General features: G+C 72.6%; 22 protein-coding genes and 1 pseudogene. 11 read left to right on the top strand and 12 right to left on the bottom strand.

Features of this window, described 5'->3' with window-relative positions; translation table 11 throughout:
* The 3 genes and pseudogenes from ACIGXO_RS33395 to ACIGXO_RS33385 all read right to left on the bottom strand — a co-directional run.
* A pseudogene (locus ACIGXO_RS33395) lies at nucleotides 1-1,221 on the bottom strand (membrane-associated oxidoreductase); the annotation flags it as partial.
* Between the two features lie 153 nt (nucleotides 1,222-1,374).
* Entirely contained in the window at nucleotides 1,375-1,794 is a 420-nt protein-coding gene (locus tag ACIGXO_RS33390; protein ID WP_399794403.1) for a CBS domain-containing protein, read from the bottom strand.
* Between the two features lie 170 nt (nucleotides 1,795-1,964).
* Complete coding sequence (locus tag ACIGXO_RS33385; protein WP_399794401.1) at nucleotides 1,965-2,369, bottom strand: rodlin; 405 nt, start codon at nucleotides 2,367-2,369, stop codon at nucleotides 1,965-1,967.
* A gap of 482 nt (nucleotides 2,370-2,851) precedes the next feature.
* Between ACIGXO_RS33385 and ACIGXO_RS33380 the strand changes: the two genes are divergently transcribed.
* Together ACIGXO_RS33380 and ACIGXO_RS33375 are read left to right on the top strand one after the other, a co-directional pair.
* On the top strand, nucleotides 2,852-3,751 hold the full coding sequence (locus ACIGXO_RS33380; protein WP_399794399.1) for a putative protein N(5)-glutamine methyltransferase: 900 nt from the start codon (nucleotides 2,852-2,854) through the stop codon (nucleotides 3,749-3,751).
* 74 nt (nucleotides 3,752-3,825) lie between these two features.
* A complete protein-coding gene (locus tag ACIGXO_RS33375; RefSeq protein ID WP_399794412.1) occupies nucleotides 3,826-4,851 on the top strand; it encodes a glutathione S-transferase family protein in 1,026 nt (341 codons plus the stop codon).
* A 55-nt stretch (nucleotides 4,852-4,906) separates the two neighbouring features.
* Here ACIGXO_RS33375 and ACIGXO_RS33370 read toward each other — a convergent pair whose 3' ends face one another.
* Nucleotides 4,907-6,562, bottom strand: coding sequence for an amidohydrolase (locus tag ACIGXO_RS33370; RefSeq protein WP_399794397.1), 1,656 nt, complete (start codon nucleotides 6,560-6,562; stop codon nucleotides 4,907-4,909).
* A gap of 48 nt (nucleotides 6,563-6,610) precedes the next feature.
* The gene (locus tag ACIGXO_RS33365; protein WP_399794409.1) at nucleotides 6,611-8,104 is read right to left on the bottom strand and encodes an APC family permease; all 1,494 of its coding nucleotides are present in this window, start codon (nucleotides 8,102-8,104) and stop codon (nucleotides 6,611-6,613) included.
* A gap of 237 nt (nucleotides 8,105-8,341) precedes the next feature.
* On the opposite strand from ACIGXO_RS33365, the gene ACIGXO_RS33360 reads away from it, so the two are divergent.
* The gene (locus ACIGXO_RS33360) at nucleotides 8,342-9,052 is read left to right on the top strand and encodes a TetR/AcrR family transcriptional regulator (RefSeq protein ID WP_399794395.1); all 711 of its coding nucleotides are present in this window, start codon (nucleotides 8,342-8,344) and stop codon (nucleotides 9,050-9,052) included.
* A gap of 7 nt (nucleotides 9,053-9,059) precedes the next feature.
* Here ACIGXO_RS33360 and ACIGXO_RS33355 read toward each other — a convergent pair whose 3' ends face one another.
* Complete coding sequence (locus tag ACIGXO_RS33355; RefSeq protein ID WP_399794393.1) at nucleotides 9,060-10,040, bottom strand: alpha/beta hydrolase; 981 nt, start codon at nucleotides 10,038-10,040, stop codon at nucleotides 9,060-9,062.
* 224 nt (nucleotides 10,041-10,264) lie between these two features.
* Here ACIGXO_RS33355 and ACIGXO_RS33350 point away from each other — a divergent pair, with 224 nt between their 5' ends.
* Nucleotides 10,265-10,975 carry a DinB family protein gene (locus ACIGXO_RS33350; protein ID WP_399794390.1) on the top strand — a complete coding sequence of 237 codons (711 nt, stop codon included), beginning with the start codon at nucleotides 10,265-10,267 and terminating at the stop codon, nucleotides 10,973-10,975.
* A 34-nt stretch (nucleotides 10,976-11,009) separates the two neighbouring features.
* Here ACIGXO_RS33350 and ACIGXO_RS33345 read toward each other — a convergent pair whose 3' ends face one another.
* Together ACIGXO_RS33345 and ACIGXO_RS33340 are read right to left on the bottom strand one after the other, a co-directional pair.
* Entirely contained in the window at nucleotides 11,010-11,618 is a 609-nt protein-coding gene (locus ACIGXO_RS33345; protein ID WP_399794388.1) for a PadR family transcriptional regulator, read from the bottom strand.
* Between the two features lie 43 nt (nucleotides 11,619-11,661).
* Complete coding sequence (locus ACIGXO_RS33340; protein WP_399794407.1) at nucleotides 11,662-13,401, bottom strand: FadD3 family acyl-CoA ligase; 1,740 nt, start codon at nucleotides 13,399-13,401, stop codon at nucleotides 11,662-11,664.
* A 131-nt stretch (nucleotides 13,402-13,532) separates the two neighbouring features.
* Here ACIGXO_RS33340 and ACIGXO_RS33335 point away from each other — a divergent pair, with 131 nt between their 5' ends.
* From ACIGXO_RS33335 to ACIGXO_RS33325, 3 genes are all read left to right on the top strand, one after another.
* On the top strand, nucleotides 13,533-14,168 hold the full coding sequence (locus ACIGXO_RS33335) for a PadR family transcriptional regulator (RefSeq protein ID WP_399794386.1): 636 nt from the start codon (nucleotides 13,533-13,535) through the stop codon (nucleotides 14,166-14,168).
* Between the two features lie 291 nt (nucleotides 14,169-14,459).
* Entirely contained in the window at nucleotides 14,460-15,803 is a 1,344-nt protein-coding gene (locus ACIGXO_RS33330) for a hypothetical protein (RefSeq protein ID WP_399794384.1), read from the top strand.
* Nucleotides 15,800-16,174, top strand: a complete 375-nt coding sequence (locus ACIGXO_RS33325) for a hypothetical protein (protein WP_399794382.1) — start codon at nucleotides 15,800-15,802, stop codon at nucleotides 16,172-16,174. Before ACIGXO_RS33330 ends, ACIGXO_RS33325 begins: the two co-directional genes overlap by 4 nt.
* A 79-nt stretch (nucleotides 16,175-16,253) precedes the next feature.
* Here ACIGXO_RS33325 and ACIGXO_RS33320 read toward each other — a convergent pair whose 3' ends face one another.
* The 4 genes from ACIGXO_RS33320 to ACIGXO_RS33305 are packed head-to-tail and all read right to left on the bottom strand — an operon-like array spanning nucleotide 16,254 to nucleotide 20,399.
* Nucleotides 16,254-17,363 carry an acyl-CoA dehydrogenase family protein gene (locus ACIGXO_RS33320; protein ID WP_399794380.1) on the bottom strand — a complete coding sequence of 370 codons (1,110 nt, stop codon included), beginning with the start codon at nucleotides 17,361-17,363 and terminating at the stop codon, nucleotides 16,254-16,256.
* Nucleotides 17,360-18,370, bottom strand: coding sequence for an acyl-CoA dehydrogenase family protein (locus ACIGXO_RS33315; protein ID WP_399794378.1), 1,011 nt, complete (start codon nucleotides 18,368-18,370; stop codon nucleotides 17,360-17,362). The genes ACIGXO_RS33320 and ACIGXO_RS33315 overlap by 4 nt, the downstream gene beginning before the upstream one ends.
* Nucleotides 18,370-19,548, bottom strand: coding sequence for an acyl-CoA dehydrogenase family protein (locus tag ACIGXO_RS33310; protein WP_399794376.1), 1,179 nt, complete (start codon nucleotides 19,546-19,548; stop codon nucleotides 18,370-18,372). Before ACIGXO_RS33310 ends, ACIGXO_RS33315 begins: the two co-directional genes overlap by 1 nt.
* On the bottom strand, nucleotides 19,548-20,399 hold the full coding sequence (locus ACIGXO_RS33305) for an enoyl-CoA hydratase (RefSeq protein WP_399794374.1): 852 nt from the start codon (nucleotides 20,397-20,399) through the stop codon (nucleotides 19,548-19,550). The genes ACIGXO_RS33310 and ACIGXO_RS33305 overlap by 1 nt, the downstream gene beginning before the upstream one ends.
* Before the next feature lie 64 nt (nucleotides 20,400-20,463).
* On the opposite strand from ACIGXO_RS33305, the gene ACIGXO_RS33300 reads away from it, so the two are divergent.
* Genes ACIGXO_RS33300 through ACIGXO_RS33285 form a run of 4 tightly spaced genes read left to right on the top strand, consistent with a single transcriptional unit; the run spans nucleotide 20,464 to nucleotide 24,247 of the window.
* On the top strand, nucleotides 20,464-21,630 hold the full coding sequence (locus tag ACIGXO_RS33300) for an acyl-CoA dehydrogenase family protein (RefSeq protein WP_399794372.1): 1,167 nt from the start codon (nucleotides 20,464-20,466) through the stop codon (nucleotides 21,628-21,630).
* Entirely contained in the window at nucleotides 21,627-22,412 is a 786-nt protein-coding gene (locus ACIGXO_RS33295) for an SDR family oxidoreductase (protein ID WP_399794370.1), read from the top strand. Before ACIGXO_RS33300 ends, ACIGXO_RS33295 begins: the two co-directional genes overlap by 4 nt.
* A gap of 22 nt (nucleotides 22,413-22,434) precedes the next feature.
* On the top strand, nucleotides 22,435-23,049 hold the full coding sequence (locus ACIGXO_RS33290; protein ID WP_351593416.1) for a TetR/AcrR family transcriptional regulator: 615 nt from the start codon (nucleotides 22,435-22,437) through the stop codon (nucleotides 23,047-23,049).
* Nucleotides 23,050-23,089: 40 nt separating this feature from the next.
* Nucleotides 23,090-24,247, top strand: coding sequence for an acetyl-CoA C-acetyltransferase (locus tag ACIGXO_RS33285; protein WP_399794368.1), 1,158 nt, complete (start codon nucleotides 23,090-23,092; stop codon nucleotides 24,245-24,247).
* Nucleotides 24,248-24,256 lie beyond the last annotated feature (9 nt).

Here is a 24,256-nt window from a genome sequence, read left to right as displayed (position 1 = left end):
TTCAGCGGCTGCGGCGGGTGCAGCGCGTAGACGGCCGAGCCGACGGCGAGCAGCGACAGCAGCCAGCCCGCCGCGCGCAGCGGGCGGAAGCCGTAGCCGACGGTGGCGTCCTGGACGTGCCCCCACAGCCGCCCGTACCAGGGCAGGGTGCCCCGGTGCCGGCGCTGTTTGGCGAGCTGCACCAGGCGGGCGGCGTGGTCGTCGCCGATGCGCCGGTAGGCGGCGGTCAACTGCTCGTAGGCGTGCGGCACATAGCCGTGCCGGTCGCGCTCCAGCATCGGCAGGCGGCGCTCGGGAGGCTCGTGCGGCGTCAGGGAGGTGTAGGTGAGGTCGCTGAGCAGCACCTCGTCCGGCACGACCTCCGGTTCCAGCAGCAGCGTGTCGAGCTGGGCGCGCCGCAGGTTCAGGACGCCCTCCATGGGCGGGCTCTTGCGCAGCCACAGCTCGCCGATGCTCGAACTGGCCACCCGCAGCGCGTGCCCGCCCGGATTGGCCAGCCGGGCGTACGACAGGTCCAGCCGCCCCTCGACGCGCGCGCCGCGCAGACCGACCCAGCCGCGCACCTCGGCCTGGCGCAGCAGCAGATGCCCGCCGACGCTGAGGGTCTCGGCGTCCAGGGCGGCGTGTCCGGGGTGGTCGAGCAGTGCGTCGTTGAGGTTCAGGGTCCCGGCGACGTTCGCCCCGTTGAGGCGTATCTGCCCGTGGGTGCGCAACCCGGGCGCCCACAGGTCGGCGCCGACGGCCGTCGGGTTGAGCTGGAGCACCGGCTCCTCGGTGTCGCCCGCGTCGATCGTGGCGCTCTCCATGTACAGGCTGCCGCTGATCTGCGCTCCGCCGAGCCGTACCGTCCCGGTGAACCGGGCGCGGGTCATGCGCAGGACGCCGTCGACGTGCACGGCGTGGGCGACGAGCCCGGGCAGGACGGACTCGCTGAGGTTGAGTTCGCGCAGCCGGGCCGCGTAGCAGCGGGGCGCCTCGGCGAAGTGGCAGTGCCGCAGCCGTACCGGGTGGTCGACGGTCGCGTACTGGAGGTCGAGCCGTCCGGTGATCCGGGCGCCCGCCAGGTTGAGCGCCGGTATCTCGCCGGTGCGGCGGGGGCCGTCGAGCAGGAGGGCCCGCAGCACCTCGGCGCGGACGGTGCGCTCCGGGCCCCAGGCAGGCCGCGCCGTCGGCGGGGTCGTCGTCGGGGGAGGGGCGGAAGTCCAGGTGCGCGCCGGTCACGAACGCTTCCCGGACCCGCCGTGGGGGGGGGGGGCGCTAGGGGGGGTGCCAACAGCGGGCGGGGAACCCCCCCCCCCCGGGGGGGGGGCCGGGGGGGCGCCCCCACGACGGATGCCGGCCGAGGGGTGGCTCAGCGCTGTGGTGATCAGCTGATCAGCGCTGTGCTGTGATGCTCTCGGTCCAGTCGGCCATCTGGTCATCGGAGAGGTGACCGGCCAGATCGGCTTCGCTGATCATGCCGACCAGCCGCTTGTTCTCGATCACCGGCAGCCGGCGGATCTGGTGTCCCCGCATCTCCTCCAGCACTTCGCTGATGTCGGCACCCGCATCGATCCAGCGGGGCGTGCCCTTCGCCATCTCGTGCGCCGTGACCTGGGACGGGTCGTGCCCCATGGCCACGCAGCCGACCACGATGTCGCGATCGGTGAGAATGCCGCACAACCGCTCGTTCGCGTCGCTGATCGGCAGGGCTCCCACATCGAGCTCCCGCATCAGCTGCGCCGCGCGGTCCAGGGTCGCGTCCTCGGGGATCCACTGGGCGCCGGGGTGCATGATGTCTCCGGCAGTGGTCATTGACCGTACCTCCCATGCCGGACGGCCGGCGCGACGCCGGGCGCGCCGCAGGTCCCGGCCCTCCCCATTGTGGGCGCCGGTGCGCGCTCACGCATGTGGGGGAGCGGGGACGTGCCGAGGGGCACCACCGTCGCCGTGACGGTGGTGCCCCTTGGGGGTATGGCTACGGCTCAGCCGTTGCCGGTCCCGTTCTCGGAGAGAATCGGGATGTCGTCGATGAGGTGCGACAGCGGCTCGTCGCCCTTGTTCTGGGTGGAGTTCTTGGTGCACTGCTGGTTCTGCGGGTTCGCCAGGACGTTGACGTCCTGCACGGTGATCGGGATGAGGCCGATCAGCGAGCCGACGTTGACCTTGGCCGGCAGGCCGATGCACAGGTCGTTGAGCGAGTTCTGGACCAGGCCGGCCTGCGGGCTCTGGTCGCCGTGCGTGGCCGAGTTGCCGTACGACGTCGAGGCGCCGTTGCCGCTGAGGTTGTGGGCACCGCCGTCGGAACCGACGGCAACGGCACTGCCGGCACTGGCGGCGAGGCCGGCGGTGGCGAGGGTGAGGGCGGCCATGGTGGCACGGATGCGCATGTCTCTCCTTGGGACAACGGCATTGAAGGGAGGTACGGCCCAGTACAGCGCCCCGCACGTCCTGTCCTGTCTTATTCACCCATCTATCGGCGTGTCCGCCTTAATTGCGATCGTGCGCGCCGTGCGCCGCGGGCTGTACACCGTCGGTCGTACGTCGTGTGGTGGCGCTTCGATGTGGGCATTGGTGACGACGAGTCTCACAGTGCCGGTGTCGTCCGGCACCGGAGACCGGACCGGCGGGCCCCGCGCCCCCGCGCTACCCGGACCCCGTAGCGCGGTGGACGGCGCGGCCCGCCGGTCGTCGGGTACTGTGGGCGACCGCAGTGATCGCTGACGACCGAGGAGGTGAGACCCATTACCGCTGTACCAGGCCGGGTTCTCCCTGCTCCTCGCATCCGCGCGGTCCCCGCGGCGCCCTCGGCGTAGCGGTCCGCAGCGAGGGAGCGTGCCCGGCATTCGCCAGGCACATCCGAAAGGCTCCCATGTCTCTTCTCGCCTCTCCCCTTCTGCCTTCCCTCCGCTCCGCCGCCGTCGCCCGGCTCCGCGCCACCGGCTCGGTCTTCGCCGAGGACGAGGCGGATCTGCTCCTCGCCGCGGCCGGTACTCCGGCCGCACTCGACGCCATGGTGGAGCGGCGCGCCGCCGGGCTGCCGCTCGAACTGGTGCTGGGATGGGCGGAGTTCTGCGGTCTGCGGGTGACCGTGACGCCCGGCGTCTTCGTGCCCCGCCGCCGTACGGAATTCCTCGCCCGGCAGGCGATCGCGCTGGCCACCGCCGCCGGGACGGCCGCGCGGGGAGCCGGGCCGGGAGCCGGCCCCGAAGCCGCCCGGCCGGCTGTCCGGCCCGTCGTCGTCGACCTGTGCTGCGGCTCCGGCGCGGTCGGCGCGGCGCTGGCCGCGGCCGTGCCCGCGCCCGGCGTCGAGCTGTACGCGGCCGACATCGACCCGGCCGCGGTCCGCTGCGCCCGCCGCAACATCCCCGGGGCCGTGGGCGAGGTGAGCGAAGGCGACCTGTACGAAGCGCTCCCGGCAGCCGTGCGCGGCCGTATCGACGTCCTCGTCGCCAACGTTCCGTACGTCCCCACACAGCAGGTCGGCCTGCTGCCGCCGGAGGCCCGCGACCACGAGCCGCTGGTCGCGCTGGACGGCGGCGCCGACGGCCTGGACATCCTGCGCCGGGTGACGGCCGCGGCCCCCCAGTGGCTGGCGCCGGGCGGCCACCTCCTGGTCGAGACGAGCGAGCGTCAGGCGGCGTCGGCCGCGGAGGTGTTCCGCCGCAGCGGCCTGACGCCGCGCGTGGTCACCTCGGAGGAGGAGTACGCGACGGTCGTCATCGGCAGTGTCGGGAGCACGGCTTCGGACGGCTCTGGCCCGCGCGGCTGATGTGTGGTGAGGATCGGATCATGGCGGGAACCCCTTCCGGAGAGACCGGCGCCCCGCACATCGGAGGGACCAGCATGCCCACCACCAACACCCCCGACGGCAACACCGAGTACGGCAGAAAGAAGTTCAAGCGGTCCCGGAGCCACTTCGCCGACCGGATCACCGCGGACGGCCGGGACGGCTGGCCCGTCGAGGCCGGCCGCTACCGCCTGGTGGTCAGCCGGGCCTGCCCCTGGGCCAGCCGCGCCCTGGTCTCCCGGCGGCTGCTCGGCCTGGAGGACGCGCTGTCGCTGGCCATCGCCGACCCGATCCAGGACGACCGCAGCTGGCGCTTCACCCTGGACCCGGACGGCCGCGACCCCGTCCTCGGCATCCGTTATCTCAGCGAGGCGTACGACGCGCGTGAGACCGGGTATCCCGGCGGGGTCAGCGTGCCCGCGATCGTCGACGTGCCGAGCGGGAAGCTCGTCACCAACGACTTCCAGCGGATCACCCTCGACCTCGCGACCGAATGGACCGCGCTGCACCGCCCCGGCGCGCCCGACCTCTACCCGGAGCCGCTGCGCGCCGAGATCGACGAGGTCATGGACGGCGTCTACCGGGACGTCAACAACGGCGTGTACCGGGCCGGCTTCGCGACCGGACAGCGGGAGTACGAGGAGGCGTACGAGGACGTCTTCCGCCGCCTGGAGTGGCTCTCGGAGCGGCTGGCCAGCCGCCGGTACCTGGTCGGCGACACCGTGACCGAGGCGGACATCCGGCTGTTCACCACGCTGGTGCGGTTCGACGCCGTCTACCACGGCCACTTCAAGTGCAACCGGTACAAGCTGGCCGAGGACCCGGTCCTCTGGGCGTACATGAGGGACCTCTACCAGACGCCCGGGTTCGGCGACACGGTCGACTTCGACCACATCAAGCGACACTACTACCAGGTGCACACCGGCATCAACCCGACCGGTATCGTCCCCCGAGGCCCCGACCTCGCCGGCTGGCTGACCCCGCACCACCGCGAGGAGCTGGGCGGCCGCCCCTTCGGCGACGGCACGCCCCCGGGCCCGGTCCCGCCCGGCGAGGAGGTCCCGCCGGCCGGGCGCCCCTGAAAGCCTCAGGTGGTTGAAAGCCCTGTCCTCAGGCGCTCGAAAGCCCTGTGCGGTCTCATGCGTCGTCGGTGGCGTGCACCCGGACGCCGCCGACGTACGTCTGCAGGACCCGCGTCGCCGCGATGTCGCCGGACGGGTCCTCGAAGGGGTCGCGGTCGAGGACGGCCAGGTCGGCGAGGTTGCCGGGGCGCAGGGTGCCGGTGTCGTCGAGGTGGTTCACGTACGCGCTGCCCGCGGTGTACGCCGCGAGGGCCGCGCCGAGGTCGAGACGCTGTTCGGGGAGGAAGGCGGGGGAGTCGGCGGCGGCGTCCGGCCGGCGGCGGTGGACGGCGGTGTGCAGCGCGGCCATCGGGTCGGGGCTGCTGACCGGCCAGTCGCTGCCGGCGGCGAGCGTGGCGCCGGAGCGGAGCAGGTCGCCGAAGGGGTACTGGTGAGTGGTCCGTTCGGTGCCGAGGAACGGGATGGTGAGGTCGTCCATCTGCGGCTCGTGCACGGCCCAGAGCGCCTGGATGTTGGCGGTGGCACCGAGGCGGCGGAAGCGGGGGACGTCGTCGGGGTGGACGATCTGGAGGTGCGCGAGGTGCGGGCGGTGGTCGGTCCAGCCGTTGGCCTGCCGCGCCGCCTCGACCGCGTCGAGGGACTCGCGGACGGCCCGGTCGCCGAGCGCGTGGAAGTGGACCTGGAAGCCGTGCGCGTCCAGCTCCGTGACGTAATGCCGCAGCGCCTCGGGCTCGACGAAGGAGATGCCGCTGTTGTCGGAGGCGCAGCCGCAGGCGGTGAGGTAGGGGTGGAGGAGGGCGGCCGTGCGGTTCTCGGCGATGCCGTCCTGCATGATCTTCACGGTGCCGGCGCGCAGCCGTCCGGCGGTCAACTCCTTGCGCTTGGTGAGGAGTTCGGGGAGCTGTTCGGTGCCGCGGGCCCGGTCCCACCACAGTGAGCCGGTGACCCGCGCCGTGAGCTGTCCGGAGCGGACGGCGGCCGCGTAGGCGGGGGACGGGTCGGCCATCCCCGCGTGGTTGCCGAGCAGCGCGTCCTGCCAGGCGGTGATGCCGTACGAGTGGAGGAGCGCCTGGGCGCGCAGCAGTCCTTCGGTGAGCGTGGCGAGGGTCGGCGCCGGGACGGCGGCGGCGACCAGCATCATGGCGCCTTCCTGGAGCATTCCGGTGGGGTGCCCGTCCGCCTCCCGCTCCAGCCGGCCGTCGGCGGGGTCGGGCGTACGGGCGTCGAGGCCGGCGCGTTCGAGGGCGCGGGTGTTGGCCCAGCCGCCGTGGTGGTCGCGGTTGACGAGGTACACCGGGCGGTCGGGGACGAGCGCGTCGAGGAACTGGCGGGTGGGCATGCCGCCGGGGAACGCCTCCATCGACCAGCCGCCACCGGTGATCCACTCCGCTTCGGGGTGGGCCTCGGCGTACGCGTGGATGCGGCGGCGGTACTCCTCGGCGGTGACCGCGCCGCTCAGGTCGCACTGCCCCAGCTCCACGCCACCGCCCACCGGGTGCACATGCGCGTCCTGGAAGCCCGGCACGAGCAGCCGGCCGCGCAGATCGATCACTTCGGTACGGGGACCGATCAGATCGTGCACCTCGTCGTGGCCGACGGCGACGATGTGCTCGCCGCGCACGGCGAGGGCGGTGGCGCGGCTGCGGGCCGGGTCCACGGTGTGGACGGGGCCGCCGGTGAAGACGAGGTCGGCGGGGTGTGAGTGCGGCATGTCCGGGCTCCTGGTTCGGTGGGGCGGCGCGGGGGAGAGGGAGGTGGGTCAGCGGGCGGGGGCGGACGGGGGCGCGGCCGGCTCGTCACCGCGGTCCCTCGGCAGGGCGATCGCCTCGGCGTCCGTGCCGCGCCCCGTGACGAAGTACGGCGACCGGCGTCCCCACTTGGCGCGTGCCGCGGCCACCAGCCCGGACGCGACGATCAGTGCGGGAACGAGCAGCATGAACCAGCCGTTGTCCGGCCGCGCCTCGAAGTGGTCGCTCATGGTCGCGTAGTGGACCGCGAGAGAGCCGCCGAGCCCGAAGAGGCACAGGCCGCTGAGCGCGGGGATCATCACGCCGGTCAGCGCGGCGCGCGCCCCGGCGCGCAGATCGGCGCGGAAGCGCAGGGCGCAGGCCAGGGCGGTCAGGCCGTAGTAGAGGGAGACGACGAGGCCGATCGAGTTGACCGCGGCGAGGATCATTTCGTTCAGCTTGGGGATGCCGAGGGCGAGTACGGCGACGGCCGCGGCGATGGCCATGATGAGGACCGTACCCACGGCGGGCGTACCGAAGCGGGCGCTCACCTTCGTCCAGGCGCTGCCCAGGGTGCGGTCGCGCCCCATGGCGAGCGCGCCCCGCGCCGTGGGGATGACGGCGGCCTGGAGAGAGGCGAAGGCGGAGCACATCAGGGCGGCCGGCGGCAGGGACGCCCACGGCTCGGGGGCGAGGTGCGTGCCGAGGAAGGTGAGTGCCTGCGGTCCGTTGCGCACCAGCTCCCCGTTGCCCATCACGCGCTGGAAGGAGACGGCGGCGAAGACGAAGAGCGCCAGCATGACGGTGAGCGCGATGAGCCCGCCGCGCGCGGCGTCCCCGGCGCTCTTGGTCTCCTCGTTCACGGTGAACGCCGCGTCCCAGCCCCAGTAGAGGAAGACCGCGAGGATCAGACCCTGGACGAGTGAGGTCGTCGAGCCCAGCGCGAAGGGGTTGAGCCAGGAGAAGGAGAAGGGCTGGTCGCCGACGGCCAGGCCCCAGGCGCAGAAGGCGAGCAGCACGGCGTACTCGAAGATCAGCAGCCAGAGCTGGAGGCGGGTCGCGGAGCGGACGCCGGTGACCGCGGTGACGGTCACGGCCACCAGCGCGACGAGGCCGATGACGGTACTGGTCGCCGTGGAGCCGGGATCCAGCGCGATGCCGAACACCCTGTGCGCGCCCAGCTTGTTGAGGAACTGAAGGATCACCGAGCCGGTGACCGCGCCGGTGTACGCCATGAAGACGACGTTGCCGACCAGCACCACCCAGCCGGTGAGGAAGCCCGGCCACGGGCCGATGGAGCGGCCCACCCACGTATAGCCGTTGCCGCAGTTGGGCTCGGAGCGGTTGAGGCGGGCGTACGCGAGGGCGATGCCGAGGAGCGGCAGGAACGCCAGCACCAGCAGGGCGGGCGTCTGGCGGCCCGCGTACAGCGCGAGGGTGCCCATTCCGATGCCGATGCTGGTGGTCGCCGCGGTGCTGGAGGCGGCGATGGCCACGCCGTCCTTGACGCCGAGCGAACGGCGCATACGGGGGCCCGGCGGAGCGGGCGGCACTGCTGGGGGCACGGGACACGCTCCTGGGGCGGGGGAGGAGGGGGACGCGCCGTGGCGGTCCGGCGACGCGTGCGCCGATGAAACCGCCGCCCCCGGTTCTATGTCAATGGTGTTGACGTAAGGTGATGATTGACTGCTCCCGGGGCGGGCGGCCGGGCCGCGCCCCGGGCGCCACCCAACATCCCGGAACCGACGACCGAAGGACCGACCGTGGCACCACCCGACCGCGTCCCCGCGGAACGCAGGCGACGCCGCCCCACCAAGAGCGGCGTGGTCCTGTCGGCGGAGCTGATCCTCGACGCGGCGCTGGAACTCCTCGACGAGCACGGCGCCGAGGCCCTCACCATCCGCCGGCTCGGCACCGCGCTCGGCGCCGACCCCAGCGCGGTCTACCGCTACTACCGCGGCGCCGAGGACCTGCTGCTCGCGCTGGGCGACCGCCTCATCGGCGAGGCGCTCGACGGCTTCCGGGCCGAGGACCACGCCGACTGGACGGCGGCGCTGCGGGACTTCGGGCTGCGCGCCTACCGCGCGGCCCTGCGCCACCCGCGCGTCACCGTACTCAGCTCCTACCGCGTCACCCGCCGCCCCCACGAACAGCGCGCCGTGGAGACGGGCGTCGGCCTGCTGCGCCGGGCCGGCTTCGACGACGCCACCGCCGTGCGCCACTACCACGCCTTCGTCGACACCGTCCTCGGCCACGCGGCCCTGGACGCCGCGGTACTCCGCCTCCCCGCGGGCCAGCGGGCAGGCGACGAACGGGCGTGGAGCGAGGCGTACGCACACCTGCCCGCCGACGAATTCCCGCACCTGCACGCGGTCCGGGAGCACCTCCCGACGATGGCGGGCCCGGCCGTGGAGCACACTCTCGACCTGCTGCTGGCGGCGTTGCGCGCACAGGCCCCGGGGGCACGGGGCTGACGATGCGTCAGTGGTTAAGGGTGAGGGCGGTGCGCAGCGCGGCGTGCGCCGCCTCGTTCGCCTCGGCGGCCGCGGGCAGTTGGCCCGGCATCCCGAAGAACCCGTGGAAGACCCCGTCGTAGCGCCGGACGTCCACCGCGACCCCGGCCTCCCGCAGCCGGCGGCCGTACGCCTCGCCCTCGTCGCGCAGCGGGTCGTACTCCGCGGTCAGGATGTGGGCCGGCGGCAGCCCGGAGAGATCGGCCGCGGCGAGCGGCGAGGCGTAGGGGTGCACGGCGCGGTCACCATCGCCGTCACCGTCGCCGTGGCCGTCCGTGCCGAGGTACTGCTCCCAGTACCAGCGCAGATGATCGGCGGTGACGAAGTACCCCCGGGCGTTCTGCCGATACGAGGGCGTGTCCCGGGCGGGGTCCAGCATCGGGTAGATCAGCAGTTGGAAGACCGGCATCGGGCCGCGCCGGTCCCGGGCCATCAGGGGGAGTACCGCGGCGAGATTGCCGCCGGCGCTGTCGCCCGCCACCGCGATACGGGCCGGGTCGCCGCCCTCCTTGGCGGCGTGCGCGGCCGCCCAGCACAGGACCGCGTAGGCGTCCTCGGCGGCGGCGGGGAACCGGTGCTCGGGTGCCCGCCGGTAGTCGACGGAGACGACGAGCGCGCCCGTCGCGTTCGCCAGGTCCCGGCAGAGGGCGTCGTGCGAGTCCAGGTCACAGATCACGAAGCCGCCGCCGTGGCAGAACACCACCACGGGCAGCCCGCCGTCGGCGTCCTCCCGCGGCCAGTACAGCCGTACCGGCACCTCGGGCGCGCCGGCGGGCCCCGGCACCCGTCGGTCCTCGACCCGGGCCACCGGCACCGGAGTCACCGCGGGGGCCGGCTGCGCCGCGAGGATCCGGCGCGCCTCGGCCGCGTCGAGGACCTCCGTGCCCAGCCGCGGGAAGTGCGCCTCGGTCAGCTCGATGATGGTCTTCGCCACGGGATCCAGCGGCATGCGCGGTCTCACCTCGTCGTCACGTCTCTGTACGTCTCTGTACGTCTCGTATGTCTCTGTGCGTCTCTGTCGGCCTGCCGCTCAGCAGTATCGCCCCTCAATAGTCCTAAGAGAAATAGTTCTGGCCGTAGGAGAGGGAAATCGGTGGCGGCACGTGTGGTCAGCCGTTAACTTCCGCCTGAGCACGGTGAGATGAGAGACGTGACCGCGAGGGGGAGCCGGGTATGGAGATCGAGGGCCTGCGGACGGACCGTCTGGGCGTACTGCTCGACCAGTTCGACCAGGCCAGGGAGATGGCCCAGGTGCGGCTCGCGGGACTCGGCGACGAGGAGTTCCTCTGGGAGCCGGTGCCCGGCTGCTGGTCGGTCCGGCGCCGGGGTGAGGCGGTGACGCCCAGGGCCTTCGGGCCCGGCGAGTGGGTGCTGGACCGGGGCGCCCCGGACATCCCGGCGAGCGAGTACGCCGAGGTCGCCCGGCAGGCCGCCGGCGGCATGACCGTCGAGAAGATCGCCGAGGACTGGAGCGTGAGCGTCGAGCGGGTCGAGGAGGTCCTCGCCCACACCGGTACGCCGGAGCCCGACGTCACGCCGGTCACGACCATCGCGTGGCGGCTGGCGCACCTGCACTTCGAGTTCGTGGGCCGGTGGGAGTGGACCTTCGGCGAACGGCGCCGGGACCCGAAGCTGCTGGTCGACTTCACCCCCTCCGCCGGCCTGGCACTTCAGCGGTTCTGGGCGTCGGTCGACCGCTGGCGCGACAGCGTCGGCACCGTCACCGAGGAGCAGCTCGACACCGTCGGCTTCTCGCAGTACCCGCACGGATCCGACCCCGACGACCCGTTCGTCAGCGTGCTGGCGGGCGGCAACCTCGAACTGATCCACCACATGGCGGAGATCGCGCTGCTGCGTGACCTGTGGCGGGCACGCTTCAAGTAGGCCGGGGCCTCCCGCGTAGCCCGGGGCGGGCGCTTCAGTCGCGCTTCTCTTCCGCGGCGCGCACCTTCGCGGCCACTTCGTCCAGGTCCCGCAGCGCCGACTCGGCGAACTCCCGCTCCGCCGCGTAGTACTTCTCCGACCAGCGCAGGACCAGTTCGGTGTACGCCCAGGAGGGCTCCTTGGCCGAGCCCTCCGCCGTGGCACGGGCACGGCGGGTCATCTTCTCCGCGTACGCGCGGTGCTGTTCGAGGATGGCCCGCAGCTCGTCGGGCTCGGTCAGGTGGCCGAGCCACAGCCGCAGCATGACGCCGTGCTTGAGGACCGGCGGCTCGACCGGCGCCTCGCTGACCCACCGGGCCGCCGCCTCCTTGCCGCTCGGCGTGATGCTGTACATCCGCTTGCCGCGCACGCCGTCGTCCTGGACGACCGTCCGCGAGGTGACGTAACCGTGCTTCTCCAGCCGCTTGAGCTCGCCGTAGACCTGGCTGGCCGACGGGCTCCAGTAGAAGAAGTGCAGGCTCGAATCGGCCCATTTCTTCAGGTCGTACCCGGACAGCTCGGACCCGAAGGAGAGCAGCCCGAGCACCGCCCAGCTGGTGGGCGGCAGTTCGGCGGGGTCGAAGGGCGCGGTCGAGTCGGTCACGGGCGTGAGTATAGGACCGATGCCGCAGGTGAGCGGCGGTGCGTCAGCCGTCACTGGGCGCGCCCCGCAGGCTGCCGTCACTGGCCGCGCCTCGCAGACCGCCGTCACTGGCCGCGGCCCGCAGGCCGCCGTCGCGGGCCGCGCGGCGCAGCTCCGTCTTGAGGATCTTGCCGCTCGCGTTGCGCGGCAGTTCCGGTACGAGATGGAAGCGGCGCGGCACCTTGAAGTTGGCGAGCCGCTCCCGGGCCCAGGCGGTGAGCCCGTCCGGGGTGGGCGGCTCCTGCGCGGGGTCGGGGACGACGAAGGCCACGCCGACCTCGCCGAGCCGCTCGTCCGGCGCCCCGACGACGGCGATCTCGGCGATGCCGGGGTGCGCGCCGAGCGCGTGCTCCACCTCCGCCGGGTACGCGTTGAAGCCGCCGACCACGTACATGTCCTTGAGCCGGTCGGTGAGGGAGAGGTAGCCGCGCTCGTCCAGTACGCCGACGTCACCGGTGTGCAGCCAGCCGTCCGCGTCGATGGCGCGCGCCGTGGCTTCGGGGTCGTCGAGGTAGCCGGCCATGACGTGATAGCCGCGGGTGACCACTTCGCCGGGCTCGCCGGGCGGCAGCTCGCGGCCGTCCGGGCCGACGATCCGCAGCTCGGTGCCGGGGAGCGCGACGCCGACCGTACGGGCGACCGTCGCCGCGTCCGCGTCGGCGGGGCAGATGGAGACCACCCCGGTCGACTCGCTGAGCCCGTACGCCGTGAAGACGTCCGTCGCGCCGAGCTCCCGCCGGATCTCCTCGATCAGCTCGGTGGGGATCATGGCGGCCCCGGTACCGGCCAGCCGCAGCGCCGACAGGTCGTGCCGCTCGCGCCCGGGATCGCGGATCAGGCAGTGGAAGACGGTCGGCGGCCCGAGCAGCACGCTCACCCGCTCCTCGGCCATCCGGCGCAGCAGCAGACCGGTGTCGAAGACCGGCTCGGGCAGCATCGTCACCCCGCGCAGCAGACAGGCGAGCACCCCCGCCTTGTACCCCATGGTGTGGAAGAACGGATTGACCAGCAGATACCGGTCGCCGGCCCGCAGCGTGATCGCGCACGACCAGCTCTCGAAGACCCGGACGGTCTGCCCGTGCGTGACCATCACGCCCTTGGGACGGCCCGTGGTGCCGGAGGTGTAGAGAATGTCGGAGAGATCGTCGGGGCGCACGGCGGCGGTACGGGCGGCCCGCTCGGCATCGGGCACCGCGGCGCCGGCCGCCAGATAGGCGTCCCACGAGACGACTTCGTACGCGTCTGAACCCGCTGCTGCATCCGCCGCCAGGCCCGCCTCCGGACCCGCCGTCCCGTCGTCCCGCAGGACCACCATCCCGCGCAACAGCCCCAGATCCGCACCCGAGTCGCGCAGCATCGCCACATAATCCTTGCCGAGGAAACCGCGCTCGGTGAACAGCAGCCGGGCGCCGCTGCGCCGGACGATGTCGGCGGCCTCGGCGGCCGTGTAACGGGTGTTCACCGGTACCAGCACGGCGCCGACCGAGACCGCGCCGAGCGCCGCCGCGATCCACTGCCGGCTGTTCGGCGCCCAGACGGCCACCCGGTCGCCGGGCGCCACGCCGTGCGCGACGGCGGCCCGCGCCGCCGCGTGCACCTCGTCCCGCAGCCGCGCGAAACTCCACCGCACCTCGCCGTCGGCCAGCGCCTCCGCCTCCCCGTACGCGGCCGCGGCGGAGTCCGCCAACTGCGCGACGGTGACGGGCCCGTGCGCGTCCGCCTCGCCGCTCTCGCGGCTGTCCATGCTGATCACGATCACGCCCTCCTGCTCCGCTGCCGTGTCCGGCGGCCATCACACCGGCCCGCCGCCGCGGTGGCTACGCCGAAGTCCCGTCCAGTGGGAGAAGCGACGCAGCGACTCCCTAGACTGCGGTGGTGGCGGATGACGATACGAGCGGTGCGGAGGCCGGGGCTGCCGGTGGCGGCCGGGGTGCGGACCTGCCGGCGACCGGCTGGGCGGTGCTCGGGCTGCTCTCCTTCGGTACGGAGCTGTCCGGCTACGACCTGAAGAAGTGGGCGGACTGGTCGCTGGGCTTCTTCTACTGGAGCCCGTCGTTCAGCCAGATCTACGGTGAGCTCAAGCGGCTGGAGAAGGCCGGTTACGCGGCATCGCGGCTGGTCACACCGGAGAACGGCGGCCGGGGCAAACGCGTGTACCGCATCACCGAGGCGGGAACCGCCGCCGTCCGCACCTGGACGCGAGAGGCCCCGGTCGAGCCGCCGGTCCTCAAGCACGGCGTCATGCTGCGCCTGTGGCTCGGCCACCTGACGGACCCGGCCCGGATGCGCGACGTGCTCGCCACACACCAGGACTACGCCGAAGCCATGCGCCGCCGAGCGGCAGCGGACGCCGAGGGCGCCGCCACCGAGGACGCCTGGGCCTACACGGAACTCACCCTCAAGTGGGCGGAACGCTATTACGCGGCGGAACGCGACCGGGCCACCGAAATGATGGCGGAGCTGGCCGAGTTGGAGGACAGGCGGGAGCCCGGCCGGGCGGACGGGAGCTGAGCCGGTGATGTTCCCGGTCGGTGCGGGACATCGCGCAAGTCAGGAGAAGGAGACCGAAAGCGTCTCGGCCAGATCTGCGGCGTGGGATGTGTGCGTCTCCTCTTGCGGCACGGACTGGTTGCAGCAGTTCGTCGACGCGGCAGAGGCTGGGGTACGCACCTTGGTCATAAATGGAAGGTACGTTCCGGCGGCCGGAATCAACGGACGTCCCTGTACATGACAAGCCATCACTTCTAGCGTCCTCGTCGCGCTCATGAGGTTCGTGAGCGCAGGGGGAAAGAGGTGAACGACGTGGGCAAGAGACGTTCCATCCGCACCACCGGACTCCTGCTGACCGCGGCCTTCGCGCTGCTGGCGGGCGGTACACAGGCGGCGTCCGCCGGCACGGGCGAGACGAACGGCACAAGTACCGTCGGAGCGGCCAACGCCTCGCAGAGTGCGGCCTCCGACCACGGGCCGCGCGTGAAGGGGCAAGTGACCCGGCTCGTCTTCAAGACGCCGCGGACCCTCGATGAACTCCGGTCGGAACTCTCGGGGCTGACGGTACTTCAGTTGCGGTACACGGGAGACGTCGGCGGCGTCTCCCAGTCCGGTCCCGGCTCGTCTGTTACCGAGGCGGTCAAGGACCTACGGCGGGACACGGTCAAGCGCTGGGGTGCCGAACCTCTCGTGTACATGGCCGTCGTGGACGGAAAACTGCCGTCCACGACCGCACATACCCTGTCCGCCGCGGGGGCCACCGTGAAGCACTTCGCCTCCGACACCCGCAAGATCGACCAGCTGCCGAAGGGCACCCTGGCCGACGCCACGCGGGCGACCCGCGAGCGTACGGCGGAGCTGGCGCGGCAGGGCGTGCCCGTACCGGACCCGAAGCGCGGGTCCCGGGGCGCGGACCGTGCGGAGCGCGGACAGGGCGAGCCGGCCGCGGCGGCCGCCGGCAAGGAGTTCGCCTGGTCGCCGGTGTACGCGGCGATGCAGGCGTGGCACTATTCCGGCGGGCCGGAGGACCAGCCCAAGACCTTCAACCACCAGATGGAGTGGGGGAGCGCATCGGACATCGAGGCGTTCGGCCAGGACTTCGGGTACGAGCACAATGTGTCTCTCTACAATGAGGACGACATTGCGGGACGGCCCTGGACCCGGCCGGGCTGCGCCCCGTGGGACTCGGCTGTGGCCGATGAGTACCAGAATTTCTGGGCGGCCTGGGACATCTGGGCGTTCAAGTGGAATGCCGTCAGCTACGGCTGGAACATTCCCGGTGAGGCCGCTCCGTACTGGGACTGGGACGATGTCACGGACGAGTGCAGCAAGCTGGACTTCACCATGGGGATCGGCTACCCGATGGAGCTGAAGCCGAATGTCGAATACGGGGCGTGGATCTATGCGGAGGACGGTGACCAGGACTTCTCCGTCTTCGACATGGGTGGTCAGAAGCTGTCCAACGACTGCAACAACCTGGGCATGGACCCCGGATCCTCGTGCATGGGGCTGAACGACAACCGGCCGGGCACGGGAACGGAGCTGATCGTGAACAAGACGCGTGGCTGGACGGTGCCGGGCTGTATCGGCTGGTTCGACGGAACACCGTTCAGGTCGAAGAACGGAGAAGGCGGCTGCCCCGCCAATGACGCATGACTCATGACGACAGGTACGGCGACGCACTTCACGAACGCCGTCCAGCGGCCGCTGCTCCTCTCGGGGGGCGGCGGCTCGCCGCCGCGTTCGGTGCCTCGGCGCTCGCCCTGCTCTGTGCGGGGGTGCTATGGCTGGCGGCCGGCTTCGGCGGAGCCAACGAGTGCCGGGAGAGCGGCTACGGCATTGCGGACGCGGTGGAGATGACGGACAGCGGCTGCCGCATCATCGTGCGCGGCGAGGACGGGCGCCGGCTGCGCTCCGACCCGCTGCCCACGCGCGACGGCGCACTGATGACGGCGGCAGTGCTGGCCGCGGCCGCGGCGGCGCTCCCGCCGTACATCCTCGTGCTCCGCGGGCGCCGGCGCGGGTGACAGGCGTCGCTGCCTGGTTCGCTCTGAGCCTGTGCCTCGTCGCGGTTGCCAACCACCGGCCGGCGGAGGACTCGTGTGCTCAAGGGGAGCTCGTTCGCTGGAGACCAGGACCCGGTAGCTCCAGGCCCAGGTCCGTTGCGAGTCGCGAGCGGTGCCACGTCGGCGGGCCGAAGAGGTGGGCCGTGGCATGTGCGCGTTTGAAGTAGCGGTGGGCGTTGTGTTCCCAGGTGATGCCGATGCCGCCGTGGAGCTGGATCATCTCGGCCGCCACCGCTGAGAACGCCTCCGAGCAGACCGATTTGGCGACGGCCGCGGACCGGGTCGCCTCGGGCGTGCCGCCCGCCGCGAACGCCGCGCCCAGCGCTGCCGACCGGGCCGACTCCACCAGTACGTACGCGTCCGCCAGCCGGTGTTTGACCGCCTGGAAGGAGCCGATGGGGCGGCCGAACTGGACGCGGTCCTTGGCGTAGGCGACGGTGAGTTCGAGGCAGCGCTCGGCCGCGCCGACCTGTTCGGCGGCCAGTGCCGTGCAGGCCACGTCCAGTACCCGGCCCAGGATGCGGCCGCCGTCGCCGTCCGTGCCGAGCAACCGCCCCTCGGCACGGTCGAGCACCACGCGCGCCAAGGACCGGGTCTCGTCCATCGTCACCGACGCCTCGCGGCGCACCCCCGCGCCGTCCGTCGCCACCTGGAAGAGCGACACGCCCGCTCCGGTACGGGCCGCCACCAGCATTACCCCGGCCGTCGCCCCGTCCAGTACGTACTCCTTGGTGCCGGTGAGCTGCCACGTGCCGGCCGGTCCCGGTGCGGCGGCCGTCCGGATCGCCGACGGGTCCCAGGAGCCCCCTTCGGCCCAGACCAGTGTGCCGACGGCCCGGCCCTCGGCCAGCCGCGGCAGCAGCGCCTTGCACGCTGCCGTGTCGCCCGATGCCAGCAGCGCCTGCACCGCGAGCACGGCGGAGCCGAGGAACGGTACGGGGCTCAGCGCGCGCCCCAACTCCTCCATGACGACGTGTACTTCACGGGGCCCGCAGCCCGCGCCGCCGTACTCCTCGGGGACCGCCAGCCCCGCGACGCCGATCTGCTCCGTCAGCGGGCGCCAGGCCGCCGCGCCCTCGTGGCGTGTGAGTACCGCCCGTACGGCGGACCGCAGCTCCTCCTGCTCCGCCGTGGGCGTCAGCTCCCTCATGCCCCCGCCCCTTCCAGTACGCGGGCGCGGCACTCCGCCGGAGTGCCCCACGCCGACCGCAGTGCGCGGGCCTTGCGTATCCAGAGGGAGAGGTCCAGCTCGTCGGTGTAGCCGAGGGCGCCGTGCAGCTGGAGGGCGGTGCGGGCGGCGGTGTACGCGGCCTCGCAGGCGGATACCTTCGCCGCCGGCACGTCCGCCGGCACGTCCGCCGGCACGTCCGCCGCCAGGCCCAGCGCCGCCGCGTACAGCAGCGGCTCGGCGAATTCCAGGCCGATGAGGGTGTCGGCCAAGCGGTGTTTCACCGCCTGGAACGACCCGATGGCCACCCCGAACTGGGTGCGCTGCCGGACGTGCTCCACGGTGTGTGCCAGCAGCGCGCGGCCCAGCCCGAGCGCCTGCGCCGCCGTGGCCAGCGCCGCGACGTCGGCGGCGTGCGCGGCGGCCGCTGTCACCCGCGGCCCGCGCGCCAGTACCGTCCCGCCGAGCGGCCGGGCCAGGCGGCGCGCCGGGTCGGCCGAGGGCTGCACGGGACCTGTGGATTCGGCGATGCGTACGGTGTCACCGTCGACGACGAGGACTGTGTCGGCGGTCGCCGCGTCGAGTGCGTACGGGCTCCCGCCGCCGGTGATCATGCAGAAGGACGCAACCGTCCTGCCCGAGGCGATGCCGGGCAGCCAGTCACCGGCGGCCGTACCGCTCCCCTCGCCCAACCGGTCCAGGAAGGCCGCGGCCGCCACCGTCTCCACCACCGGACCGGGGACCGCGTGACGGCCCAACTCCACGAAGGCGGCGGCCAGTTCGACCGGTAGCGGGCCCACTCCCTCGTATGCCTCCGGTACCGCGAGGGCGAAGACGCCCAGGTCGGCGAGGCGGGTCCACAGTCGGCGGCCGGGGCCGGTGTCGCCGGCCGCCCAGGCCCGGCTCACCGCGGGCGTGTCGGCGGCCGTGAGCAGGGCGTCCAGGGAGCGGGCGAACTCGCGTTGTGCGTCGTCGGGGAGGAACCGCATCACCGGCGTCCTTTCGGCAGACCGAGCAGCCGCTCGGCGATGATGTCGCGTTGGATTTCGTTGGTACCGGCGTAGACCGGGCCGGCGAGGGAGAAGGTGTACCCCTCGGCCCAGCTGCCGTGCGCGGGCGCGTCCCCGGCCGTGTCCGCCAGCTCGCCTTCCGGACCCAGCAGGTCGAGCGCTGTCTCGTGCAGCGCGATGTCGTATGCGGACCAGAAGACTTTGTTGAGGCTGGACTCGGCGCCCAGGGCTCCTCCGGCTGCGATGCGGGACGCGTTGCCGTAGGTGAAGAGCTGGTACGCGCGGGCGCCGATGACCGCGTCGGCCACCCGGTCGCGCAGCGCGGTGTCGGCCGGGTCGGCGCGCTCGCGCCACAGCGCGACGAGCCGGTCGGCCGCGGCGAGGAAGCGGCCGGGGCTGCGCAGTGTCAGTCCGCGCTCGTTGCCCGCCGTGCTCATGGCCACCCGCCAGCCCTGCCCCGGCTCCCCGATCACGTCCGCGTCCGGCACGAACACCTCGTCGAGGAAGATCTCGGCGAAGGCGGGCTTGCCGTCGAGCCGTCCGATGGGCCGTACGGTCACCCCGGGCGCGTCCAGGGGGAACATCAGATACGTCAGCCCCCGGTGCGGTTTGCCCTCGGCAGCGCCGGCCGGGTCGCTGCGGAAGAGCCCGAAGGCCCGGTCGGCGAAGGCGGCCCGGGAGGACCAGGTCTTCTGCCCGCTGAGCAGCCATCCCCCATCGGTCCGCACCGCCGTCGACCGCAGCGACGCCAGGTCCGAGCCCGCTTCCGGCTCGGACCACGCCTGGGCCCAGATCGTCCGGCCGCTCGCCATGTCCGGCAGTACGCGGGCCAGTTGGTCCGGTGTGCCGTGCTCGAACAGGGTCGGGGCGAGCAGGTTGATGCCGTTCTGGCTGACCCGGCCGGGCGCGCCCGCCGCGTAGTACTCCTCCTCGAAGAGCAGCCACTGGAGGAGCGAGGCGCCCCGGCCGCCGTACTCCTCGGGCCAGGAGACCACCGACCAGCGCCCGGCGGCCAGTTCGCGTTCCCACTCCCGGTGGGCCGCGAACCCTTCCGCGGTTTCCAGGGAGGGCAGCGGGGTGCGGGGCACGTGCGCGGTGAGCCAGGCGCGGGCCTCGGCCCGGAACGCCTCGTCGGCGGGGGAGAGGTCCAGGTCCATCAGGAGGACGCCTCCTTCATGCCCTTGATGTTCATGCCGCCGAGCGAGTCGGCGGCGGTCTCGGCGTTGTGCGCGTGGGCGAGGTGGTGCAGGCCGAAGACGGAGTCCAGGCCGGTGTGCAGGCCCTGGAGGTCCTCGGCCTGGTTCACGGCACGCTTGGTGAGGGCGAGGCCCATGCGCGGCATTTCGGCGACGCGTTCCGCCAACTCCCGCGTACGGGAGGCGAGGTCCTCACGCGGTACGACGCGGTTGATCATGCCGATCTCGTACGCGCGCTGTGCCGTCATCCGGTCGCCGGTGTACAGGAACTCCTTGGCGATCCGCGGTGGCATGACCCAGGGGTGGGCGAAGTACTCGACGCCGGGGATGCCCATGCGGACGACGGGGTCGGCGAAGAAGGCGTCCTCGGAGGCCACGATCAGGTCGCAGATCCAGGCGAGCATCAGGCCGCCCGCCACGCACGCGCCCTGCACGCTCGCGATCACCGGCTTGGGCAGCTCGCGCCACCGGCGGCACATTCCGAGGTACACCTCGGACTCGCGGGCGAAGCGGCTCTCCGCGCCCGCCTTGTCGCTGTGGTCCCACCACAGGCCGGCCTTGCGGTCGAAGGGGAGGTGGGCGTCGCGGTCCGGGGTGCCGATGTCGTGGCCCGCGGAGAAGTGCTTGCCGGCGCCCGCGAGGACCACGACCTTGACCTCGTCGTCGTCGGCCGCGCGGTAGAAGGCGCGGTCCAGGGCGTAAGTCAGCGCCGAATTCTGGGCGTTGCGGTAGTCGGGCCGGTTCATGGTGACGGTCGCGACCGGTCCCTGCCGCTCATAACGTACGGGCTCGTCGTCGGGCACCGTGGGCATCTGCGACTCCTCCTCCGGGAAACCAAGCTTCCCTAACAAGTGTTTGGTAGGTTAACGTACGGCCATGAGCAGCGTCGAGGAGTTCCGCACCGAGGCCCGCGCCTGGCTGCGGGCCCACCTCACCGGAGAGTTCGCGGGTCTGCGCGGCCGCGGCGGGCCCGGCAGGGAGCACGAGGCGTTCGCCGAACGCCTCGCCTGGGAACGGCACATGGCGGCCGAGGGATGGACCTGCATCGGCTGGCCCGAGGAGTACGGAGGCCGCGGCGCGACCCTCGCCCAGCAGGTCGCCTTCCACGAGGAGTACGCGCTCGCCGAGGCGCCCGCCCGCGTCGGCCACATCGGCGAGCAGCTGCTCGGCCCCACCCTCATCGCCTTCGGCACGCCCGCGCAGCGGGACCGCTTCCTCCCGAGGATCGTCTCGGTCGAGGAGCTGTGGTGCCAGGGATACAGCGAGCCGGACGCGGGCTCGGACCTGGCGAACGTACGGACCAGGGCGGAGCTGAACGAAGACCGCTGGACGGTCACCGGGCAGAAGATCTGGACCTCGCTCGCGCACGAGTCCGACTGGTGCTTCGTCGTCGCCCGTACGGAGCCGGGTTCCGTCCGGCACGCCGGGCTGTCGTACCTGCTGGTCCCGCTCGATCAGCCCGGCGTGGAGATCCGCCCGATCACCCAGCTGACCGGCACCTCCGAATTCAACGAGGTGTTCTTCGACGGCGCCCGCACCGCCGCCGGGAACATCGTCGGCGAGCCCGGCGACGGCTGGCGGATCGCCATGGCCACGCTCGGGTTCGAGCGCGGGGTGTCCACCCTCGGCCAGCAGGTCGGCTTCCGCCGCGAACTGGAGGCCGTCATCGAGCTGGCCAAGCGCAACGGGGCCGCCGATGACCCGCTGATCCGCGACCGGATCGCCCGCGCCTGGACCGGCCTCGAGACCATCCGCTGCAACGCGCTGCGGATGCTCGACGGCGTCGCGGCGGGGGCCCCGGGCCCCGAGGCGTCCATTGGGAAGATCTTCTGGGCCACCTGGCACCGCGAGCTGGGCGAACTCGCCATGGACGTCTGCGGCGCCGACGGCATGCTGGCCGCCGGCGAGCCGTACGACCTCACCGACTGGCAGCGGCTGTTCCTCTTCTCCCGCTCCGACACGATCTACGCCGGCTCCAACGAGATCCAGCGGAACGTCATCGCCGAGCGCGTGCTCGGCCTGCCGAAGGAGGCACGCGCGTGACCCCGCCGCCCCCGTACGTCCCCGGGCACTCCCTGCTCGCCGGCCGCACCGCCGTCGTCACCGCCGCCGCCGGCGCGGGCATCGGCGGCGCCACCGCGCGCCGGCTCCTGGAGGAAGGCGCGCGCGTCGTCCTCTCCGACGCGCACGCCCGCCGCCTCAAGGAGTCCGCGGCAGCGCTCGCCGCGGAGTTCGGCGCGGACAACGTCGCGGCGCTGCCCTGCGATGTCACCGACGAAGCGCAGGTCACCGCCCTCCTCGACCTGGCCGAGGAGCGCCACGGCCGGCTCGACATCGTCGTGAACAACGCCGGGCTCGGCGGCACCGCCGACCTGGTCGACATGACCGACGCGCAGTGGGACCGGGTCCTCGACGTCACGCTCAACGGCACCTTCCGCTGCACCCGCGCGGCGCTGCGCCGGATGAAGGCCGCGGGCGAGGGCGGTGTCATCGTCAACAACGCCTCCGTCGTCGGCTGGCGCGCCCAGCGCGGCCAGGCGCACTACGCCGCCGCCAAGGCCGGTGTGATGGCGCTGACCCGCTGCGCGGCGGTCGAGGCGGCCGAGTACGGCGTGCGTGTCAACGCCGTGGCGCCGAGCCTGGCCATGCACCCGCACCTGGCGAAGGTCACCACACCGGAACTGCTGGCGGAGCTGACCGAGCGGGAGGCGTTCGGACGGTACGCCGAGCCCTGGGAGGTCGCCAACGTCATCGTCTTCCTGGCCAGCGCGTACTCGTCGTACATGACGGGCGAGGTCGTACCGGTCAGCAGCCAGCGTGCGTGAGCGGCCGGGCGACAATGGGACCGTGCCAACCGCCAAGAAGAAACCCAACGTGAGCCCGTCCCCCGAGCGCCGCCGCGAGCTGCTCGACACCGCGGCGGAGGTGTTCGCCGCGCAGGGCTACAACGCCACCACCGTACGCAAGATCGCGGACGCCGCGGGCATGCTGGCCGGCAGCCTCTACTACCACTTCGACTCCAAGGAGTCGATGCTGGACGAAATCCTCGCCACCTTCCTGGACGAGCTGTGGACCGGCTACGACACCGTGCTGGCCGCCGGCCTCGGCCCCCGGGAGACCATCGAGGCCCTGGTCACGGAGTCCTTCCGGGAGATCGACCGGCACCGCGCCGCCGTCGCCATCTACCAGAAGGAGGCCCGGACCCTCGCCACCCAGCCGCGCTTCGGCTACCTGGCCGACTCGCAGACGAAGTTCGAGAAGGCGTGGCTGGGCACGCTGGAGCGCGGGGTGGCCGACGGCGTGTTCCGCGCCGACCTGGACATCCGGCTCACCTACCGCTTCATCCGCGACACCGTCTGGGTCGCGGTGAGCTGGTACCGCCCGGGCGGACAGCACAGCCCGGAGGAGATCGCCCGCCAGTACCTCTCGATGGTCCTGGACGGCGTCGCCGTACGCACCTGACCGACACCCGCCCCTGTGAACCGACCGAGGAGCAGCCGTCATGGCCGAGGCATACATCGTCGACGCGATACGCACCCCCGTGGGACGCCGGAACGGCGGGCTCGCGCCCGTCCACCCGGCCGACCTCGGGGCCCATGTGCTGAAGGCCCTGATGCGGCGCACCGGCGTCGACCCGGCCGCCGTCGAGGACGTGGTGATGGGCTGCCTGGACACCGTCGGGCCGCAGGCCGGTGACATCGCCCGGACGAGTTGGCTGGCGGCCGGCCTGCCCGAGGAGGTCCCCGGCGTCACCGTCGACCGGCAGTGCGGCTCCTCGCAGCAGGCCGTCCACTTCGCCGCGCAGGGCGTGCTCTCCGGTACCCAGGACCTGGTGGTGGCGGCCGGTACGCAGAACATGTCGATGATCCCGATCGCCTTCGCCAGCCGCCGGGCCGCCGAACCGCTCGGGCTCACCGAAGGCCCGTACGCGGGCAGCGAGGGCTGGCGGGCCCGCTACGGCGACGCGCCCGTCAACCAGTTCCACGGCGCCGAGCTGATCGCCGAGAAGTGGGGCATCACCCGCGAGGCGATGGAGGAGTTCGCGCTCCGCTCCCACCAGCGGGCCCTGCGCGCCGCCGACGAGGGCCGCTTCGACCGCGAGCTCGTACCGTACGGGGACGTCACCGCCGACGAGGGACCGCGCCGGGACACCTCTCTCGAGAAAATGGCGGCGCTGAAGCCGGTGGTCGAGGGCGGCCGGCTGACCGCCGCGGTCTCCTCCCAGGTCTCCGACGGCGCCTCGGCGATGCTGCTCGCCTCCGAACGCGCGGTACGGGAACACGGCCTCACGCCGCGCGCCCGTATCCACCACCTCTCCGTACGCGGCGAGGACCCCATCCGCATGCTGTCGGCGCCGATCCCCGCCACCGCGCACGCGCTGAAGAAGACCGGCCTGACCATCGACGACATCGACCTGGTAGAGATCAACGAGGCGTTCGCGCCGGTCGTCCTGGCCTGGCTGAAGGAGACCGGCGCGGACCCGGAAAAGGTCAACGTCAACGGCGGCGCCATCGCCCTCGGCCACCCCCTCGGCGCCACCGGCACCAAACTCATGACCACGCTCCTCCACGAGCTGGAGCGCACCGGCGGCCGCTACGGCCTCCAGACCATGTGCGAGGGCGGCGGCCAGGCCAATGTGACGATCATCGAACGGCTGTGAGGCGGGGCA

The organism is Streptomyces sp. NPDC053542, assembly GCF_044544685.1.
Classification (GTDB): domain Bacteria; phylum Actinomycetota; class Actinomycetes; order Streptomycetales; family Streptomycetaceae; genus Streptomyces.
Note: the sequence above shows the minus strand (reverse complement) of the source record. Positions and strands in the feature narration are given on the sequence as shown.